The following is a 21,773-nucleotide window of genomic DNA, read 5'->3' as shown; positions in this document are numbered from 1 at the left end:
ACGCTCACTCTCTTCGGTATCAGTGTTACTTCTACTTTTGCTGTCTCTCGACTGTCAGGCAGAACTGTGGACAGAACATTTTACTGCTGAGTTTGAAAAGATTGCAGGCTACTTGAATCATGGTTTTTCTATAAAATGCGAACTGAATTCATTGCCGGACAACCCTTCAGATATTGCCGATACAGACAGCTATGCAGGATCAGATGAAAAACGACACAGACCTTATGGTCACAGAGTTAAAACGACCATTAGTGAGTCGATTTTGTGGCAATGGCTTTATTTCACGAACCTGCTGGTTGCTTACCAACTGACCCTGATTATCAAAGACAATCCTCTAAACTCCAGCCCTGATTCATGGCTTCCGGTAGAGGCGGTTGTCGCTGTCGGCTGGCTTTTAAAAAGCTATTGGAACCCCGCTTCCTTCCTCTTCCTGATTAACCCAATTGGACAACAGGCAGCATCGGTATTGAAACAAGAAAATTTTACGTTTGCGATCATCACTGCGATGTTTGGCTCTGGAGACAATCCACAACAGTACCCGCCATCAGAATCATCCGGCCAGCAAGTCCCGGCAGCGAGCCCCCATATTACGGGCTATTTCACCAACCAGCTGTACCCTGGCTCTGGCGACGGCAACCGAGGCCCTCAACAAAACTCCCATACTTTAGGTTTAAATTGTTTCGTCTATCCCTGTCATGGCGCTTGCAGACTCCGAACAACACCGTGTAGCACAGTGCAAGCTGAATGGCTGCTAAATACTATGGAAAGTTCAACAGGTCAGACTGAAGCTACACCCGGGCAAAGCTCATGCCTCCATTTGGCTAGCGGATACTGCTTCAGTTGCATAGATCATTCTAATTCTGGTCAACTATTTGACCTACAGACGCATGAGGTTAATGGTAATCCAGCTAATGGCGACAACCCTTTAGAAAGAGTCGCCATAGAAGAAGTCGTCATACAAGGGACCGCCCCGGGCTCACTGAATGCAATGGCAGCTCACGTAGCTGAAGCTACCGGACCACTCAACTATGTTGAATCATTGCCCGGGTATGGTTTTTTTCCTCCCATAGGAATGCCTCCCTCTGGAACTGCACATTTCCAACACTCCCCGTCAGATAACCAAAAAACCTGTAATGTCAGAGTGATCGCAAGAGATGGCCAGTCATATCCTTGCGGGATAGTCTGCAAAAGTACCCAACATCTCTCAACTCACAAAAACAAGGCCCATACTGAGCAACACATTTGTGACGTCAAAGTGGTCGGAGAGGATGGCCAGCCGAAGCTATGCGGAATGATCTGCGAGAACGTCGCGGCTCTTTGGAATCACAGAGGCAAATACCACAGAGGGCGACAAACCTGTGACATAAACGAAACCGGCGAGGATGGCCAGAATCGGCCATGCGGGAAGGTTTGCAAGAATGCACAGACCCTGTCGGCTCACAAAAAGAGATGCCACAGCGGGCAAAAAACCTGTGACGTGATAGTGGTCGGGGAAGATGGCCAGCGTCGTCCATGCGGGAAGGTCTGCACGCATATCCAAGCCCTGTCGTATCATAAAAGAAGGGAACACACCGGGCAACAAACCTGTGACGTAACAGTGATTGCGGAAAATGGCCAGCTGCAGCCATGCGGAAAGATTTATATGAATGCTGATAGCCTTTGGCATCACAAAAGAAACATCCACACTGCGCAACAGAAATGTGATATCAAAGTGGATGGAGAATATGGCCAGCCACGGCCATGCGGGAAAATCTGTAAGAATGTTCAAGCCCTCTCGGAACACAAAAGAAGCGCACACACCCGACAAAGAAACTGTGACGTGCCCGTAGCCGGGGAGAACGGTCGGCTGCAACCATGCGGGCAGCTCTGCAAGAGTGCTAAAAAATTAACCGATCACAAAAGAAGAGCTCACACCGGACAACAAATCTGTGAAGTGACTGTGGCCAGGGAGGACGACCAGCTGCGGCCATGCGGAACGGTGTGCAAGAATGTTCAAGCTCTGATTATCCACAAAAGCAGATACCACAGGAAGGAGAAAACCTTCGACTAGGAGCCTGACCGAGAATAGCGCCCGTAGCGAGGACGGCAGAAAATTGAGGATGAAAATTCGGTTTTGTGAGGAGAATAGCGAGCTATTTGACGAACAAAAGCGGATTTTCAGACCAATTTGCTGCCGCCGCAGTAGGGCAGTCTATTCTCGGTCTAATGGGATGGTCCGCCCCTCCTAAACGGCTTCAAATGAGCCAAAATGGAGTTAACCATTTAAACAGGATTAACCGGAGCGAACCACCCATGACTATTTCAGTACTTGGTATCGATATTGGCAAGAACAACTTTCACCTGTTTGGTGTTGATGAGCAGGGTAGCAAAGTCATCAGAAAGAAGTCGTCCAGGAAGAACCTTCTAGAGTACGTGGCAAATCTGGAGCCATGCATTATCGCTATGGAAGCTTGTGGTGGTGCTCACTATTTGGCTCGGTTATTCAAGAACTATGAGCATACTGTCAAGCTGATTTCACCTCAATTTGTCAAGCCTTATGTCAAGACCAACAAAAATGACTACAACGATGCTGAAGCGATTGCAGAAGCAGCTTCACGGCCCAGCATGCGTTTTGTACCTGTTAAAACGTCAGAGCAGCAGGCCTGGCAACTTCTGCACCGCTATCGTCAACAAGCGGTTGATCAGAGAACTGCCCTGGTTAACCAGATCCGGGGGTCACTATTGGAAGAAGGTATTGTAGTTGCCCAGGGTATTGGTAAAGTTCGTGCACAGCTTCCACGAATTCTGGAAGATGCTGAAAATGGACTCCATTCGCTGACTCGTGAGCTGCTACATGGTTTATCAGAAGAGTTGGCCAGTCTTGACAAGCGTATTCAACAGTATGACCAGAAAATTCAGGAGCTAGCAAAAAACGACGACGAATGTCGTCGAATGATGACTATGCCGGGTATCGGAGCCATCACTGCCACAGCATTGAAGGCAGCCATTGGTGATGCGACGTATTTTAAATCTGGTCGACACCTTGCCGCATGGATGGGATTAGTTCCAAGACAGCATTCCACAGGCGGTAAGTCAGTCCTGCTGGGCATCAGTAAACGGGGTGATAAATACCTGCGCACATTATTGATACACGGCGCACGTTCGGTACTCCACTGCCTCAAAAATAAGGATGACCGCTGTAAAAAATGGGTTAGCCAACTTAATGAGCGCAGCAATCACAACGTTGCCGCCGTTGGTCTGGCTAATAAAATGGCTCGGATTGTCTGGGTCATCATGACCCGAAATGAAGTTTACAAGGCTGCATAATGAAGTAAAGGCGGCAGCGGCAAAGTAAAGCATAAGCTTAATCAAAGGGGACCCCCCCGCAGATTGCGATGAGCATGTACAGTTGATGGCAAACAGGTAAAAACCGGCAACCTGAAACCTGATAGGAGCCTTGACCCTTGAGGCCGTCGGACTGATAAGGCCAGGTTGCGCGGATACCCATCAGGGCCAGAGGGTTAGACCTCATGAATAGGCCGTATATATGATTGCAGTTATCTTTGTTTGCTAATTAACAAAACAGGCTCTTGCAAAACGGGGCGGACCATATAAGGCTCCTAGGAGCTTGGTCGCAGAGAATGGCCAACCGGTAGCGGGGCTGCACAAAAGTAGCGAAATCCCAGTGCAACTCAACTTTTAACAGAAATTTTTTAAAAGAATAATGTGCTTATTTTCTTGATCTATCCTTCCTCTTCTGTAACCCAGAATGCAAGGACAGATTTATTAAACACTCATGCTTTGTCGCACTGCTACTATCGGTGCCTATCGTCTGTCAGCCCGAAACGTTGACAAGACGCTTTATTGTTGAGCTTCAACAGGATACAGGTTTTCCAGGACAGAACTTTTCTATAACGTCTGCCCGGCATATATTGCCGGATCGCCGATCAGAGATTGTCGACACCAATGGCTACCCAGGATCAGATTCTCAGCCTGAGAATACACGACATATTTCTTACGGTTACAGAGTTAAAACGACCATTATCGAGACACAAGACACGTCACCGCCCCTGACACGGATAGTTCACCTGTTTGCTGCCATCTTTACCATGTTTGGCTCCGAACATCACGCACAACAATATCAGCCATCAGGATCATCGGGGCAGCAAGCCTCACAAACCACTTCCCTCATTACAAACTCTTTCACCCTTCTCCTGAATACTGATTATCGTGACGGTAGCGACTACCCCAAAGGCAATCTGCATACTTTGGGTTTCAATTGTTTCGTCCATCACTGTCGTGGCGTTTGTCAATTCCGACCATCATCCAGTAGCAGAGGGACTGCTGAACCGCTGCGGAATTCTGAAAAAAATTTATCAGGCGACACAGAATTAATACCCGGACAAAGCTCGTGTCCTCATTTGGCCAGTGGATATTGCTTTAGTTGCCTGGTTCAAACTGATCCTTTAAACACTGCAGATATCCAACAAAACTCGCCTTTTGAAACATTGATTCAGCTCCAATACAATTCTGAGCCATTATTTAAGCCAGAGGTTTATAGCATTGACTGTGTCCCGGCCCACAGCTGCAAACCTATAGATAGGGTCGCCTCAGACTGGATCGCCTCAGACTCAATAGGTGAAGGAAGAGCTTATGAAATAGATCCTGTTGGAAATACAGATAGTGTCGCTAGCATAGACAAAGAGGATTTCCAGCAGCGACCATGCGGAAAGGTCTACAGGAATGTTCACACCCTGTTGGATAACAGAAGCAGAATCCGCACCGGGCAAAAAAACTGTCACTTAACAATCATCGGGGAGGATGGGCAGCAGAGGCCATGCGGGGCTGTCTGCAAGAATGCTCGGGCATTTTGGGATCACAAAAGTAAAGCCCACTCCAAACAAAAAATCTGTGACGCGACAATCCTCGAAAAGAATGGTCAACTGCGGCCATGCGGGGCTGTCTGCAAGAATATTCGAGCCTTTTGGGATCACAAATACAGAATCCACACAGGGCAAAAAACCTGTGACGTAACCGTGACTGCGGGGGATGGCCAGCCGCGACCATGCGGAGCAGTCTGCAAGAATTCTCAAGTTTTGTCGAGTCACAAAAGGAATGTGCATGGCAGTCCAAAAATCTGTGACGTGACAGTGGTTGGGGTGGATGGCCAACCACAGCAATGCGGAAAGACCTACAAGAGTCTCAGCGCCCTGTCGGATCACAAAAGAAAACATCAAAAACGCAAGCTTGTTGATGTCGAGCGGGACAATGCTCCCGGTCCTTGATCTGACACTCCTTTCATCAAGTTCTGCGCTGTGTGCCTCGGGTCTATGGCAGAGTTTTTTTAATCAAGGTCTCTGATCGAAAAACACACTTATTTTCTTGATCTATCCTTCCTCTCTGTAAGCCAAAATGCAGGGATAGAACTATTAAACACCCACTCTTTATGGCAATTCTCCTGCTGTTACTGTCGTTGAATGTCATCTGTCCAGCCAAACCTCTGATAAGACGTTTTACAGTCGAGTTTGAGCAGGATGCAGACTTTCTAAAACAGAGCTTTTCTATAAAGCATGACCAGCATATATTGCTGAAAAACCCGTCAAACATTGCCGACACAGACGGCTACGCAGGGCCAGATTGGCCTCCTGATAAAATACGACAAAAGCCTTGCAATCAAAGACTAAAAACTTTCCTTATAGAGCCGATTTCGTGGCAATTATTTTACGCCACTCATCTGCTGGTTGCTTACGAACTGATCCTGACGACCAAAGTTGCGCCTTTGGGCTCAGGCTTTTATTCATGGATACCTTTAGAAGCGGCTGTCGCTGTCGGCTGGCTTTTAAAATGTTATTGGAACCCCGATTCCCAGCTGTTTAACACGATTGAACAACAGCAGATGAGTCAGGATTACCCATTTATGGCTATCACTCTGATGTTTGGTTCCGGACGTAACCAACGAGGATACCAGCCATCAAAATCATCCAGCCAGCAAGCCCCAACGACAACTACCCGCCTTAAGCACTCTCTTATCAGACTCCAGAATACTAACGGTGGCGGCGGTAACGGAAATCCTCAAAAAGAGTTACACACTCTGGGTTTACATTGTTTCGTCCGTCCCTGTAATGGCGTTTGTAGATTCCGATCATCATCCGATAGCAAGGAGCCCGCTGAATGGACGCTGGAAACATTGAATGATTCCCCTGCCATCCAACTCCAATGCGCTTCTGATCAACCCTTTCAGCCGCGGGCACAGCAACCTCAGCATCACGGCACGGATGACAACCCGACAAAGTGCTGCAACCATTCACTCACAATGACCACAGGGGCAGCATATACTGGCCACAGCGGGGCACTTAATGTTCATTTACGAATGCCTCGGAATATGTCCGTCACCGATGATGACTTGATCATAATCAACGGGTTGCTCAATTTACGTGGTCATAGTCTTTCAGAAGCAACAAGGATTTCCTTTACGCTCAACCATTTAACATCTCCAGTGGCGACTTCAGAAACACAACAACCAACAAGACTAACCCAGGCAGATCAAAACCCACCCCACCTTTCCCAAACAGGAGCAGCACAAGCCGTAGACTACAGTGGACTGGAAATCTGTGACGCAACCATAGTAGAGGACGACGGCCAGCAGCGACAATGCGGGAGGATCTTCAAAAGTCTTCACTCCCTGACCGGTCACAGAAGAAGAAACCACGGCGGACAAGAAGTTTGTGATGTAACTCTGTTCTCTGAGGATGGCCAGCAGCCATGCGGGACAGTCTGCAGGAATGCTCAAGCCCTGGCGGATCACAAACTAAGAACCCACACCGGGCAACAAACCTGTGGAGAAACCTTGGTCGCAGAAGATGGCCAGCTGCAAACATGCGGGAGGATCTTCAAGAATGCTAAGGCCCTGTTATCTCATAGAAGCAAATACCATACCGGGCAAAAAACCTGTGACATAACCATGGTCAATGCGAATGGTCAGCAGCAACCATGCGGAAGGGTCTACAAGAATAACCAGGCCCTTTGGGTCCACAAAAACAGGGAACACAGCGTGCAAAAAACCTGTAACATGCCGGTGCTCGGCAAGGATAACCAGCAGCGGCCATGCGGTAAAGTCTACAATAATGCTCAAGCCTTTTCGTCTCACAAAAGCAGAGTGCACAGCGAGCAAAAAACCTGTGATGTGTCCATGACCGGGGAAGATGGTCGACCAAAGTTGTGCGGGGCAGTTTGCAAGAACAATGGATCGCTGATGACTCACAAAAAAAAAGAACACTCCAGGCAAAAAACCTGTGTAGCGAGAGTGATCAAAGAGGATGGAAAGATACGACGATGCGGAAAGGTCTGTGAGAATGCTCAAGTCCTGTCGGATCACAAGGGAATACATCGAAAGCGCAAGCCTGTTAATCCTGAACAGGACGATGTTTTCAAACCCTGACCTGGCAAACACCATTTCATGAGGTTTACCCGATGCAGACTTTGGTCATTAATAACCGTTTTATGACACAACACCATAACAGAAAAACACGCCTGTTTTCTTGATCTATTCTTCCTCTCTGTAAACCAGAATGCAGGGATAGAGTTATTAAACACTCATTCTTTACGGTACTTCTGTTGCTGCTACAGTCGTTTTCTGTCATCGGTCAGGCCAAAACTTTGACGAGACGTCACTTAGTTGAGTTTGAACAGGATGCAAGTTTTCTAAAACAGAACTTTTCTATAAGGCTTGAACAGCCTACATTGTCGGACGATCTTTCAAACATTGCCGACATAAACGGCTATACAGAACAGGATTGGCTATTCGAAATAAAACGACACAAGCCCTTCTATTTCAGAGTGAAAACTACCCTCACCGGGTCGATTTCGTGGCAATTTCTTTACGCCACTCACCTGCTGGTTGATTGCGAACTGAAACTGAAAACCAGAAGTGCACCTCTGTACTCCAGTCCTTATTCATGGATACCCATTACAGAAGCAGCTATCACTGCCGTTTGGCTTATAAAAAGCTACCGGAACCCAGCCTCAACGCTGTTTAAACCAGTTGTACGACATTCGGCATATATATTAACACAGGTGGATTACCTGTTTGCAACCATCACCATGATGTTTGGCTCCAGACATGACCAACCACAAGACCAGTCATCAAAATCATCCACCCAGACAGCCCCGCAGACAACCAGCCACCGCATACATTCTTTCACCAGCACCCTGAATACTGACTATGGCGACGGTAACAAAGACCCCCTACGGCATTTACACTCTATGGGCTTAAATTGCTACATCTTTCCCTGTTTTGGCGTTTGTCTATTACGACAATCATCCGATAGCAGAAGTTACGCTGAAAGGTCTCTGAATGACGGTGAAAGTCCTCTGAATTACACAGGAGAAACAGCCGAACGAAACGCACTCCATCATTTGGCAAATAGATACAGATTAAGTTACATGAGCCAACTTGATCCTCTACTCCGGGCCCATGGCATGGGTGGCAACCTGGCCAATAACTGCAACCCTGCAGGTGGGGTCGCCTCAAACTCAATGAGTTCAGAACCTGTCGATACCACTGACGCTGTCGGGCAACTCACCTGTGATGTGGCCGTGGTAAAGAAGGATGGACAGCTGCAGCCATGTGGGGCGATCTGCAAGAACTCTCGATCACTGTCATCTCATAAAAGCAGCATCCACAGCGGGCAAAGAACTTGTGAGGTGACCGTAGTCGGAAAGAATGGCCAGCTGCGACCATGTGGGAAAGTCTGCAAAAATAAGCGAGCCCTGTGGGACCACAAAGGCAACCTCCATACCGGGCAAAAGACCTGTGCCATGATAGTGGTCGGAGAGGATAACCAGCCAAGACCCTGCGGGAAAGTCTGCAATAGTGCCAGAAATCTGTTGTATCACAAGAGAGACTCACACAGCGAAAAAAAAATCTGTGACCTGACTGTGGTCGGCAAGAATGGCCAGCTACGGCCATGCGGGAAGATCTGCAAGAATAATCAATATTTGAAGATTCACAAAAAATGCATTCATAGTGGACAACAAACCTGTGACGAAGTTGTGGTCAGCAAAGATGGCAAACCGCAGCCATGCGGTAAAGTCTGCAGGAATGCCAAAACTCTGTTGGTTCACAAAAGAAGCACTCACAGCGGACAACAAACCTGTGACGCAACCGTGGTCGGGGAGGATGGTCAACCGCAGCCATGTGGCAAGCTCTGCAAGAGTATACAAGCCCTTTCGGATCACAAAAACAGAAATCACTGCAGGCAAGCAACCTGCAACGTAACCGTGATCGGGGAGAATAACCAGAAGCAGCCATGCGGCAAAGTCTGCAAGAATACTCGTGTCCTGTCGTCTCACAAAAGCAGGGTCCACACCGGGCAAAAAACCTGTGGCGAGAGTCTGTTTGGGGAAGGTGGCCTGCCGAAGCCATGTGGAATGGTCTTTCTGAATGCTCAAGCCCTTTCGACACACAAAAGAAAAGAACACAGCGGTCAGCAAATCTGTGACAAAACAGTGATCGGGAAAGATGGCCTGCCGCAGCCATGCGAAAAGATCTGCAAGAATGCTAACGCCCTGTCAAGCCACAAAAGAATACATCGAAAACGTAAGCCTGTTGATATAAACCGGGATGATGACTTCACTCCTCAGGAAGACAGAGCTATTTGCAGCGATTTTTTGACCGGTGATGCCTTGGGTTTTTAACAGAAAATTTTCAAAAGAAAAACACACTTATTTTCTTGATCTATCCTTCCTCTCTGTGTATCTGAACGCAAGGATAGAATTATTAAACACTCACTCTTTTTAGCGAAAATTCGACAGGCCTCGCAGGAGTCACGCCGGGACAAAGCTCATACCCTCTTTCGGCTAACCAATACTGCTATGGTTGCATGGGGTATTTTGAATCTGAAGATGCTCCAGATTCCCAAGAAAAATCGCTTCTTGAACTATTGAATGGCACAGTAGAATCCCGATCAGGATCTTTAATACACCCCTTACAAGGCAGGCCATTTCGCAGCAACTTTTTGCCCGTTGCAACCTCTGGCTTTCAACAGAAGTTTATTAACAGAAAAACCCCCTTACTTTATTGATCTATCCTTCCTCCCTGTATACCAGAATACAGGGATAGAATTATTAAACACTCACTCTTTTGGGCACCACTGTTACTACTACTGTCGTTATCCGTCGCCTGTCAGGCTGAACTGATAACAAAACATTTTATTATCGGGCTTGAACAGGATTCAGCTTATACAGGCAAGTGCTTTTCTATAAAGCATAACCTGCATGTAATGCCGGGCAAGCTGTCAGACATTGCCGGAACAAAAGGCTATGTAGAATCAGAATTACCGTCTTATAACAAACGACACAGTTCATTCAGTTACGGGTTAAAAAGGACCAACATAGAGTCAATTTCCTTGCAGTTGCTTTACGCCACTTATCTGCTGGTAGCCTTCGAACTCAACCTGACCACCAGAGAAGCCACTCCGGGTTCTACCCCTTATTCATGGCTACCGATACAAGCGGTTGTCGCCGCCGGTTGGCTTTTACAAAACTATTGGAGCAACGATTCGCCACTGTTCAGCTCGATTGAGCAACAGGAAGCGAGTCAGAATCACCCTCTTGCGGCCATCACTATGCTGCTTGGCTCTGGACATGACCAATCGCAATACCAGCCATCAAAGTCATCGGGGCAGCAAGCCCCACAACCCATCACAGACACTAAAAACTATTTCACTAATTGCCTGTATTCTGACTCTGGCGGTGGTGACCAGAGCCCTCATCAAGACTCACATAGTTTCGATTTAAATTGTTTCGTCTATCCCTGCAATGGCGTTTGCAGGCTCAGGCCATCACTCGATAGTAGGGTATCCGATGAATCGCCGCTGAATTACAAAAACAGCTTTACAGATCAAGGAGGAGCGACACCCGAACAAAACTCACGCCCTCAATGTACCAATGCTTACTGCCTTGATTGTGTGGGTCATTCTGATTCTGTATACGCTACCAATTGCCAACAAAATCCGCCTGTCGAAACATGGGCTCCCACCCCTGGCATACCACTGCAATGCATTTCTGGCCAACTCCTTCAGCCACGGGCGCACCAGCCAGACTCCCAGGGCATGAGCAGCAACCCGACCGACAGCTGCAACCATGCAAACTCGAGTACAGGGACTACCTATATTGACCATACCGATACACTCAATGATGATGTGTCAATGCATGAGCATTTGCCTATCAACACTGATGATTGGGTGATAGTCAACGCTCTGCTGAATCTGGGCAAGCGCATTCTTCTCGAAAGAAACGAAATTCCATTTACACTTACCCCAATGGGGACTTCAGAAACACAACAAACGACAACAGAATCATACCAATTGGGTCAAAGCCCACCTCGCCATTCCCGGACAGATCAGGCGCAAACTACAGATCACAGCAAACAAAGAACCTGTAACCTGAGCCTAGCTGGGAAAGAAGACCAACAACGGCCATGCGGAGCAATCTGCAAGAATGCCAGAGCCCTCTCGTCTCACAAAAGCAAATACCATACAGGACAAAAAACCTGTCCAGTGACGGTGATTGGTGAGGATGGTCAGCAGCGACCATGCGGATCAGTCTGCAGGAATGCTCGAGCCCTGTCATGTCACAAGAGCAAAATCCACTCCGGGGAACAAGTCTGTGACCTGACCGTGGTCGGGGAGGATGGCCAGCAGCAGCTATGCGGCAGAGTCTGTAAAAACTCTCAAATTTTTTCGGCTCACAAAAGCAGATACCACACCCTAAAAAAGACCTGTCAAGTGACCGTGATTGGTGAGGATGGTCAGCAGCGACCATGCGGATCAGTCTGCAGGAATGCTCGAGCCCTGTCATGTCACAAGAGCAAAATCCACTCCGGGGAACAAGTCTGTGACCTGACCGTGGTCGGGGAGGATGGCCAGCAGCGACCATGCGGATCAGTCTGTAGCAATGCTCGAGCCCTGTCATCTCACAAGAGCAAAATCCACTCCAGGGAACAAGTCTGTGACCTGACCGTGGTCGGGGAGGATGGCCAGCAGCAGCTATGCGGCAGAGTCTGTAAAAACTCTCAAGTTTTTTCGTCTCACAAAAGCAAATACCACAGCGGGCAACAAACTTGTAATGTGACCGTGTATGGACAGGATGGTCAGCAACGGCCATGCGGGAAGCTCTGCAAACATTCTCGAGCCCTGTCATCTCACAAAAGCAAAAACCACTGCGGGCAACAGATTTGTGACATAACAGTAGTCGAGGAGGATGGTCATCAGCGGCCATGCGGGAAGGTCTGCAAGAGCTCTCAATCCCTTTCAGATCACAAAATCAGACAACACAGCGGGCAACAAGCCTGTGACGTGACCGTGGTCGAGGAAGATGGCCAGCCGCAGCCATGCGGGATAGTCTGCAAGAATGCCAAAGCCCTGTCATATCACAAAAGCAGAAACCACTCCGGGCAGAAAACCTGCGAGGTTTCGGTGGTCAAAGAGGATGGCCAACAGCAACCATGTGGGGCGGTTTGCAAAAGTGCTAAAGCCCTGTCATCTCACAAAATCAAACACCATCTCAAGCAACCAGCCTGTGACGAAACAGTGTTTGGAGAGAATGGCCAGGAGCAACCATGCGGGAAGATCTGCAAAAATCCCAGTGCTCTGTCGGATCATAGAAGAAGACACCATACCGGGCAACAAGTCTGCGACGCAACCGTGGTCGGAGAAGATGGTCAGACGCTGCCATGCGGGCAAGTCTGCAAAAATATCAGATCCCTTTCGGATCACAAAAGCAGAAACCATACCGGACAAAAAACCTGTAGCATAATCATGGTCGGGGGGGATGGTCAGCAGCAACAATGCGGGAAGACCTGCAAGAATGCCAGTGCCCTGTCGGGTCACAAAAAAAGGGACCATGCCAGGCAAAAAACCTGTGCAGAGACCACAGTCGGGAAGGACGGTCAGCCGCGCCCATGCGGGAAGGTCTGCAAGAGTGCTCAAGCCTTGTCGGAGCACAAAAGAGTGCATCGAAAACGCAAGCTTGTTAGTTTGGACCAAGGTGTCCCCTGATCTGGCACCTGTCCCTTCATGAGTTTTTTTCCGGTGCAGCTTTGGTTTTTTAACAGAAGGTTTTTAACAGAAGGTTTTTAACAGAAAAACACGCTTACTTTCTTGACCTATCCTTCCTCTCTGTAAACCAGAACACAAGGATAGAATTATTAGACACTCATTCTTTTCGTTACCACTGTTGGTGCTGTCGTTGTTTGTCGTCTGTCAGGCCGAGCCTTTGACAGGACCTTTTATTGTTGAGTTTGAGCAGGATGCAGGTCCTCAAAGCCGGAGCTGTTCTATAAAGCGTGCCCAGCATACATTGTCCGACAATCCGTCAGACACTGCTGACAATCATTACGGGGTAGATACGACCCCTGTTGAGTCGAGTTCCTGGCAACTATTTTACGCCAATCATCTGCTGTCTGGTTACGAACTGATCCTGACTATCAGAGGCGCCTCTGCGTGCTCCACCCCGTGTTCATGGATACCTGTCGAAGTGGTTATCGCTTTCAGCTGGCTTTTAAAAAGCTATTGCCGCCCCCACTCAACACTGTTTAACCTGATTGAACTAAAAGAGGCACCGCAAGAAGCGAGTCAAAATAACCCGTTTGCGATCATCACTGCGCTGTTTGGCTCCGAGCGTAACCAACAACAACACCCACCATCAGAACCATCCGGCCTGCAGGCCTCACAAGCCACCCCCTCTCTTGCAAGTTCTATAATTCGCCCTCTGTACTCTGCCTCTGGCCGGGGTAACCGGAGCCCTCAGCAATACTTTCATACTTTGGATTTAAATTGTTTTGTCTATCCCTGTCATGGTGTTTGTGGATTCCGACCCTCACCCAACAGCACAGAGCCCAGTGAATGGCCACCGAATTCCGAGGACGGTTCGTCAGATCACGCAGGAGTTAAGCCCGGTCAAAAAACACCTCCCCATTCTGCCAATGGATACAGCCCTGGTTATTCGGATCATTCTGGTTTTGTAAACGCTAAAGATTTCCAAGAAATCCGACCTTTCGAAATACGGATTAATCCCCCTGACATTCATCTCCAGTGTGATTCTGGCCAACCTTCTGAGCAACAGGCTGATCAGCATCAGCTCCATGGCCTTGATGGCAACCTGAATGGCTGCAACCCTGGATGTTCAATGAGTGCTGAAGTGGCAAATACTGCCCCTATGGAGCCAGTCAATGATGATATCCCAATGCGCAGACATTTACCTATCACTGCTGATGATTTGGTTATAGTTAACGGTTTACTCAAGCTACGTGGCCAGAATCCTCTCGGAGAAACCGGGATTTCCTTCACGTCTACCCATTCAGAAACACAACACATAACCACTGAATCATCCCAATCGGTTCAGAGCCAACCTGATCTTTTCCAGACAGAAGCAATACAAGCCACAGACAACAGCGGGCAAAACATCTGTCATGTGACCATGATCGGAAAGAATGACCGAATGCGATCATGCCGGAAGTCCTGCAAAAGTGATCAGGCCCAGAGGGATCACAAAAGAACAGACGACACGAGACAACGAATCTGTCAAGAGACTGTGCCCGGGAAATCTGGCCAGCAGCGACCATGTAGAACTGTCTGCAAAAACGCCAACGCTCTGTCATCTCACAAAAACAGATACCACAAGGGACAACAAACCTGCAAAGTGAACGTGATCAATGAGAATGGCCAGCAGCAATCATGCGGGAAGGTTTGCAAGAATAACCGTGCCCTGGGTGATCACAAAAGCAGAGACCACAGCGGGCAGCAAGTCTGTGAGGTAATAGAGCCCGGGCAGGATGGCCAGCAGCAGCCATGCGGAATGATTTGCAAGAATGCCAAAGCCCTGTCATGTCACAAAAGCAGAGGGCATAGCGGGCAAAAAACCTGTGACCGGACTGTAATCGGGGATGATGGCCAGCCTCGGCCATGCGGGAAGCTCTACAAAAATGCTCAGGCCCTGTCGACTCATAAAAGTAGATTCCACTCCGGGCAAAAAATCTGTGACGTAACCGTAGTTGGGGAAGATGGCCAGCTGCGACCATGCGGAATCATCTTTAAGAATGCTCCATCTATGTCGTCTCATAAAAGCAAGGTCCACAGCGGGCAAAAAACCTGTGACGCGATCGTGGTCGGGGAGGACACCAAGCTGCGGCCATGCGGAAAGTTCTTCAAGAATGCCCAAGACCTGTCATCTCACAAAAGAAGAGACCACACAGGGCAACAAGCCTGTGATGAGACCGTGGCCGTGATGTATGATCAGCAGCGGCGATGCGGAAAGATCTGCCTGAATGCTCACGCCTTGTCGGTGCACAAAAGACTTCATCGAAAACGCAAGCGTATGGATACGGGCCTGAACGACTAGTCTGGCAAGCTTTCATGAGATTTTTCCAGATGCGACTTTTGCTTTTCAAGAGAGGCTTTTTGCCAGAAAAACACCCTTATTTTCATGTTCTATCCTTTTTCTCTGTAAACCAGAATGCAAGGATAGAATTATCAAACACATAGTCCCGGCTGCACTGCTATTGCTGTCGTTGTCTGTCGTCTGCCAGGCCAGACCCTGGGCAGGACGTTTTATTGTTAAGCCTGAACAGGATGCAGCTTCTCCAAACCATAATTTTTCTATAAAACTTGACCGGCGCAGATTGTCGCGCACCCCCTCAGATATTGACAACACTGACGGCTGCGCAGAAGCGGGTATGCCACCTGATAACAAACGACAAAAGATTTATAGTTACGAGATACAAAAGACTTTTATTGAGTTGATTTCGTGGCAATGGCTATACGCAACAAAGCTGTTGGTTGCTTATGAACTGATCTTGACCAACAAAGACAAGCCCCTGGGCCCGACCCTTTATCAGGCTGTCACAAAAATACTCATCTGCTCCGGGTTGAGAAAGGGTTACTGGAGTTTTGCGACACCTTCTTATTCCTGGATACCTCTGGAAGCAACTATCGCTGTCGGTTGGCTCTTAAAAAGCCTCTGGAACTCTGATTCACCGCTGTTTAACCCGATTGTACAAAAGGAAGCGAGCCAAAATCGCCCGTTTGCGATCACCATTATGATGCCTGGCCCTGAACATAACCCGGCACAATATCAGCATCAGTCATCAGAATCTTCTGGTGAGCAAGCCCCACAAGTTATCACCCATCCTAAAGGCTCTTTCACGAGTTTTCTACACTCTGGCGAGGGTAAAGGAGATCCTCAGCAACACTCACACACGTTAGGTTTAAATTGTTTCCTCCATCCCTGCCATGGCGTTTGTCAATTTCGACCATCATTCGATAGCAATGAACACGATGAATGGCCGCCAAATCCCTTAGACCATTCGACAGGTCAAACAGGACAAAACTCACACGCCTGTTTAGCTAATGGTCCCAGCTTGAGCTGCAGAAGTCATGTTGATTCTATAATCGCCAGACATTTAATGAATGCAGGGGCAGCAAATAATGACCCTGCCGGGCCAGTCAATTGTAATGTACCAATGTCCGGGCATTTGCCTGTCACCGCTGATGACATTGTTATAATCGATGGGCTACTCAGTATGCGTGGTAAAATACGAGCCAGAGACCAGAGCAGACTACCAACCTGTGACGTGACCCTGGTCATGGAAGATGGCCTGCAGCGGCCATGCGGGCATGTCTGTAAAAATGCTCAAGCCCTGTCATCTCACAAAAGCAAATACCACACCGGCGAAAAGACCTGTGACGCGACCCTGGTCCTTGAAGACGGCCATCAGCAACCCTGTGGAAAGGTCTGCAAGAATGCTCAAGTCCTGATGAATCACAAAGGCAGATTCCACACCGGCAAACAAACCTGTGACAAAAAAGTGATCGACAAGGATGGTCAGCAACGACCATGCGGAAGAATCTGCAAGAATGCTCGAGTCCTGGCATCTCACAAAAGCAGATACCATACAGGGCAACAAACCTGTGAAGAGAACATAGTCGGGAAGGATGGACAGCCGCGCCCATGCGGGAAGGTCTGCAAGAGTGCTCAAGCCTTGTCGGATCACAAAAGAGGAGACCACAGCGAGCAAAAAACCTGTAACCTGTCAGTGATCGGAGAAAATGGCCAGCAGCAGCCATGCGGGGCGGTTTGCAGAAGTTCCAAAGCCCTGTCAGATCACAGAAGAAAATACCACACCGGGCAAAGAACCTGTGAAGTGATCGTGATCAGTGAGAATGGCCAGCAGCAATCATGCGGGAAGGTCTGCAACAATGCTCTGGAACTTTCGAATCACAAAAGAGTACACCGAAAACGCAAGCCTGTGAATGTGAAACAGGGCGATTAATCCCTTGTCTGGCACCCTTTCATGGTTTTTTTCCGAGTGCTACTGTCGCTGACTGTCGTCTGTCAGGCCAAACCGTGGACAGGACGCTTTAATGTCGAGCTTGAACAGGGTGCAGGTTCTCCAAGCGACACTTTCTCTATAAAATTTGACCGGGGCACATTGTCGGGCAACCCTTCAGATATTAGCGTCACCAACGACCACAATGAATCAGGTTTTCTACCTGATAAAAAACGACGAAAACATTGCATTTACACACTGAAGACGCCTCTTCAGGCACCACTCAATATTCATGGCTAGCAGCAGAAGCGGTTGCATTTTTCAGTTGGCTTTTAATGAGTTCAGCGACAGCCTTTACAGAAGCTCTTATCGGGTTACTCAGCGATGATGCGTCAATACCCGGGAATGATTGCCTTGTTCCCGAAGGAACATCAGCTAAAGGAGCTACTCACTGCCAACAAACCTTGTCCGGGCAAGAAATAATACACGACAAAAATCTAATAATATGCAATATCACCGTGACCAGAAGGGATCGCCAGAAGCAGCTACGTAGTGCAGTCTGCAAGAATGTTCAATCTCTGTGTACTCACAAAAACAAACTCCACAGCGGACAAAAAATTTGTAACCTGACCCTGGTCGGGGAGGATGGCCAACCTCGAGTGTGCGGAACCGTATTCAAGAATACCATGTCCCTGGCAGCTCACAAAAGCAGATACCACAGCGGAGAAAAAACCTGTGAGGTGACAGTGTTCACAGAAGAATTCATGGAAAACGCAAGCCTGTTGATGTGGATCTGGACAATAACCTCGATCCTTAATATGTTCGGCAATGGTCTGACCAATACGCAGCGACTTTTTGCCCCGTGTAGCCTTTGGTTTTAGCAAAGGTTTATGAACAGAATATCTTTGGCAGAAAAGTATGCTGATTCTCTTGATCTATCCTTCCTCTCTGTAAACCAGAAAGCAAGGATAGAATTATCAAACACTCACCTTTTGCGGCAGTGATGTTTTTACTTCTGACGTTGTCTCTCCCCTGTCAGGCTGAACTCCGGACAAGATGTTTTATTGTCGAGCTTGAACAGGATACTGGTTCTCCAGATCAGGGCTTTTACTTAAAACAAGACCAGCACACATTGTCAGAAAACCCGTCAGACATTATCTGTACTTCAGACCATTCAGGATTTGATTCGCCCCCTGATGATATACCTCAAAAATCTTGCAGTTATGGAGTTAAAACAACCATCATTAATGTGATTTCGTGGCAATGGCTTTATACCACTCATCTGCTGGCGGTTAACCAACTTATCCTGACCACCAGAGACGCTCCTCTGTTCTCCAATCCTTATTCATGGTTACCTCCAGAAGCAATTATAGTTTTCTGTTGGCTTTTAAAAAGCTACTGGAACCCCAATTCACCGATGTTTAACCCGATTGAACCAAAAGTGGCTCAGCAAGAGGCGAATCAGAATCAACCGTTTGCGACCATCAATGCAATGTTTGGCTACGGAAATAACCAACAACAATGCCAGCCATCAGCATCATCCGGTCAGCAATTCCAGAAAGCCTCCAATCACCTTACAGGCTCTTTCAACAGTCTCGTGAATATTGACTATCGCGGCGGTAATGGAGGCCCTCAAGAACAGTCACACACCCTGGGTTTAAATTGTTTCATCTATCCCTGTCGTGGCGTTTGCAGATTTCGACCATTATCTTTCAGCAGTGAGCCCACTGAATGGGCATTGAGTACCGAAGAAAGTTCGAAAGGACAAAGCTCATGCACCCATTTGGTGAATGAATGCCGTTTTAATTGTATAGGTGATTTTGATCTTGCAGGCGCAACATATTTCCAACAAAAACCACCTATCGAAACATGGATTGATCCCACTTCCATTCATCTCCAATATAATTCTGGCCAACTAGTTGAGCTTAAGCCGCATAACGTGTACGACAACGTTACAGACGGGGTTGCCTCAGAAGGAATGGCCCCGGACTACAAAAGCGAATATCACAGCGAGCAACCAACCTGCAAAGTTACAGTGGTCCGTGAGGATGGTCAGCAGCGGCCATGCGGGATGGTCTGCAAGAATATTCAAGCCCTGGTGAATCACAAAAGAAGAGCCCACACCGGGCCAAAAGCCTGTTATATGACCCTGGTTGGAGAGGATGGCCAGCGGCAACCATGCGGGCAAGTCTGCAAGAATGCTCTATCGCTATCCGTTCACGAAAGCAAAGTACACTCCGGGCAAAAGACCTGTGACGCAAGAGTCATCGGAGTGAATGGCCAGAAGCACCTCTGCGGGAGGGTCTGTAAGAATGCTGGAGCCCTGTCGGATCACAAAATAAGATACCACAGCGGGCAACAAACCTGTGACGTGAGAATGGTCGGGGAAGATGGTCAGCAGCGGCTATGTGGGAAGATCTGCAAGAGTCTTAAGACCCTGTCAGATCACAAAAGAGCAGCTCACGGCAGGCAACAAATCTGCGACGAAATAATGATCAGGGAGGATGGCCGACTGCAGCCATGCGAGGCGATCTGCAAGGGCTCCAAAGCTCTGTCTGATCACAAAAAAAGATACCATAGCGGACAACAAACCTGTGACACAGCCCTGATTGGGGACGATGGCCAGCAATGGCCATGCGGGAAAGTCTGCAAGAATATTTGTACCCTGACGTATCACAAGAAAACAGCTCACAGCAGGCAATAAACCTGTGACGTAAAAATACTCGCAGAGGATGGTCAGCTGCGTCCATGCAGGGAGGTCTGCCAGCTTTCTATGGACCCCTCGAATCACAGAAGAATACATCGAAAGCACAAGCCTGTTGATGAACGCCGGGAGGATGACTCCACTCCACAAAAAGGTAAATGAATAAGTGGTATGGATATGATACCCATCATTTATGAAGGAGGCACAAAAACACACTTATTTTCTTGATCTATCTTTCCTCTCTGTAGCCAGAAAGCAAGGACAGTATTATTAGATACTTACTCTTTGCGGGACTGCTTTTGCTGATTCAGTCACTATCTGTCGTCTGGGCCGAACCGTGGACAGGACGTTTTATGATCGAGTATGAACAGGATGCTGGTTCTTCAAACCGGTGCTTTTTCATAAAGCATGACCGTCAGACATTACCAGACAACCCGTCAGATATTGCCGACACAAACGGCTGTTCAGGATCAGCTTCGCCCCACGATGACAAACGCCAAAAACTTTGCCGTTACGAAGTGAAAACGACCACCTTTGAGTCAACTTCGTGGCAATGGCTTCATGTCACAAAGCTACTGCTTGCTTACGAGCTGACCCTGACAACCGACCCCTTCCCTCTATATTCGAACTTTTCTTCATGGCTATCTGTAAAAGCGATTTTTGCGATCATCGCAGCGATGTTTGGCTCTGGAAGTAACCAGCAAGAATACCAGCCATCTGTATCGTCCAGCCAGAAAGCCCCACAACCCATCACCCGCATGGCTGGTTCATTAACCAACCCTGTGTATTCTGGCTCTGGCGACGGTAAAGGAGATCCTCAACAACACCTGCACACTCTGGGTTTAAATTGTTTCGTCTATCCCTGCATTGGGGTTTGTCAATTCCGATCATCACACGATAGCAGAGCACCCGCTGAATGGCCGCTGAGTTTCATTGAAAGCTCATGCCCTCATTTGACTAATGGATACTGCCTTAGTTGCATAGGTTTTGATCCGGCAAACGAAGCATATTCCGAACAACACTCAGCTCTTGAAACATTGAATGAACTCCCTGAAATTCACCGCCCATTCGATTCTGACCAATTGACTCAGACACAAGAACTCATGACAAATCACAAAAGCAAATGCTACGTTGGGAACCTGGTATGCAACGAGCTCCGGGGCGGGGAGTATGATCAGCCGCAGCTATGCGGAAGGGTTTGCAAAAATACTAAAGCCCTTTCGGTTCACAAAAGCAGATACCATACCGGGCAAAAAATCTGTGACGTGACCCTGATCGGAGCAGATGGCCAGCCAGGGCTGTGCGGGAAATTCTGCAAAAATGCTCAAGCCCTGTCGGATCACAAAAGAAGATACCACAGCAGACGTCAAACCTGTGATGTGAATCTGGTCGGGAAAGATGGCCAGCAGTGGCCATGTGGTATGGTCTGCAAGAATGCCCGCTCTCTGGCGGAGCATAAAAGTAAATGCCACAGCGGGCAAAAAACCTGTGACAAAACAGTGGTCAGGAAGGATGGCAAACAGTGGCCATGCGGGAGGGTCTGCAAAAATGCTAATGCCCTGTCGAATCACAAAAACAGAGTGCACACCGGACAACAAACCTGTGATGTGATGGTAGTTGGGGAAGATGGCCAACAACAACCATGCGGTATGATCTGCAAGAATGCTAAAACCCTGTGGGACCACAAAGGAAGACATAGAAAACACAAGCCTGTTAGTCTGGACTCTGACCTCGGCCTCTGATTTACCCAACCTTCCATGCTTT

Annotated in this window: 12 protein-coding genes; all 12 read left to right on the top strand. The window is 48.1% G+C overall.

Annotation, left to right across the window (positions count from 1 at the left end; genetic code table 11):
- Positions 1-22: 22 nt before the first annotated feature.
- The 12 genes from ACOMG9_RS03850 to ACOMG9_RS03795 all read left to right on the top strand — a co-directional run bounded on the left by ACOMG9_RS03850 (position 23) and on the right by ACOMG9_RS03795 (position 21,751).
- Positions 23-2,050, top strand: a complete 2,028-nt coding sequence (locus ACOMG9_RS03850) for a hypothetical protein (RefSeq protein ID WP_448215841.1) — start codon at positions 23-25, stop codon at positions 2,048-2,050.
- Positions 2,051-2,292: 242 nt separating this feature from the next.
- A complete protein-coding gene (locus ACOMG9_RS03845) occupies positions 2,293-3,306 on the top strand; it encodes an IS110 family RNA-guided transposase (protein WP_448215063.1) in 1,014 nt (337 codons plus the stop codon).
- Positions 3,307-3,800: 494 nt separating this feature from the next.
- Positions 3,801-5,264 carry a hypothetical protein gene (locus ACOMG9_RS03840; protein ID WP_494529790.1) on the top strand — a complete coding sequence of 488 codons (1,464 nt, stop codon included), beginning with the start codon at positions 3,801-3,803 and terminating at the stop codon, positions 5,262-5,264.
- 161 nt (positions 5,265-5,425) lie between these two features.
- Complete coding sequence (locus tag ACOMG9_RS03835; RefSeq protein ID WP_448215839.1) at positions 5,426-7,417, top strand: hypothetical protein; 1,992 nt, start codon at positions 5,426-5,428, stop codon at positions 7,415-7,417.
- Positions 7,418-7,635: 218 nt separating this feature from the next.
- The gene (locus tag ACOMG9_RS03830; protein ID WP_448215838.1) at positions 7,636-9,675 is read left to right on the top strand and encodes a hypothetical protein; all 2,040 of its coding nucleotides are present in this window, start codon (positions 7,636-7,638) and stop codon (positions 9,673-9,675) included.
- A 584-nt stretch (positions 9,676-10,259) separates the two neighbouring features.
- A complete protein-coding gene (locus tag ACOMG9_RS03825; protein WP_494529789.1) occupies positions 10,260-13,037 on the top strand; it encodes a hypothetical protein in 2,778 nt (925 codons plus the stop codon).
- Between the two features lie 217 nt (positions 13,038-13,254).
- Positions 13,255-15,378, top strand: a complete 2,124-nt coding sequence (locus ACOMG9_RS03820; RefSeq protein WP_494529788.1) for a hypothetical protein — start codon at positions 13,255-13,257, stop codon at positions 15,376-15,378.
- Positions 15,379-15,538: 160 nt separating this feature from the next.
- On the top strand, positions 15,539-17,308 hold the full coding sequence (locus tag ACOMG9_RS03815) for a hypothetical protein (protein WP_448215835.1): 1,770 nt from the start codon (positions 15,539-15,541) through the stop codon (positions 17,306-17,308).
- A gap of 21 nt (positions 17,309-17,329) precedes the next feature.
- Positions 17,330-17,605 carry a hypothetical protein gene (locus ACOMG9_RS03810; protein WP_448215834.1) on the top strand — a complete coding sequence of 92 codons (276 nt, stop codon included), beginning with the start codon at positions 17,330-17,332 and terminating at the stop codon, positions 17,603-17,605.
- Between the two features lie 35 nt (positions 17,606-17,640).
- Positions 17,641-18,186, top strand: a complete 546-nt coding sequence (locus ACOMG9_RS03805) for a hypothetical protein (protein WP_448215833.1) — start codon at positions 17,641-17,643, stop codon at positions 18,184-18,186.
- A gap of 122 nt (positions 18,187-18,308) precedes the next feature.
- On the top strand, positions 18,309-20,009 hold the full coding sequence (locus tag ACOMG9_RS03800) for a hypothetical protein (RefSeq protein WP_448215832.1): 1,701 nt from the start codon (positions 18,309-18,311) through the stop codon (positions 20,007-20,009).
- 353 nt (positions 20,010-20,362) lie between these two features.
- On the top strand, positions 20,363-21,751 hold the full coding sequence (locus ACOMG9_RS03795) for a hypothetical protein (protein WP_448215831.1): 1,389 nt from the start codon (positions 20,363-20,365) through the stop codon (positions 21,749-21,751).
- Positions 21,752-21,773 lie beyond the last annotated feature (22 nt).

The sequence above is a fragment of the Endozoicomonas sp. PH6C genome (genome assembly GCF_059322965.1).
Note: the sequence above shows the minus strand (reverse complement) of the source record. Positions and strands in the feature narration are given on the sequence as shown.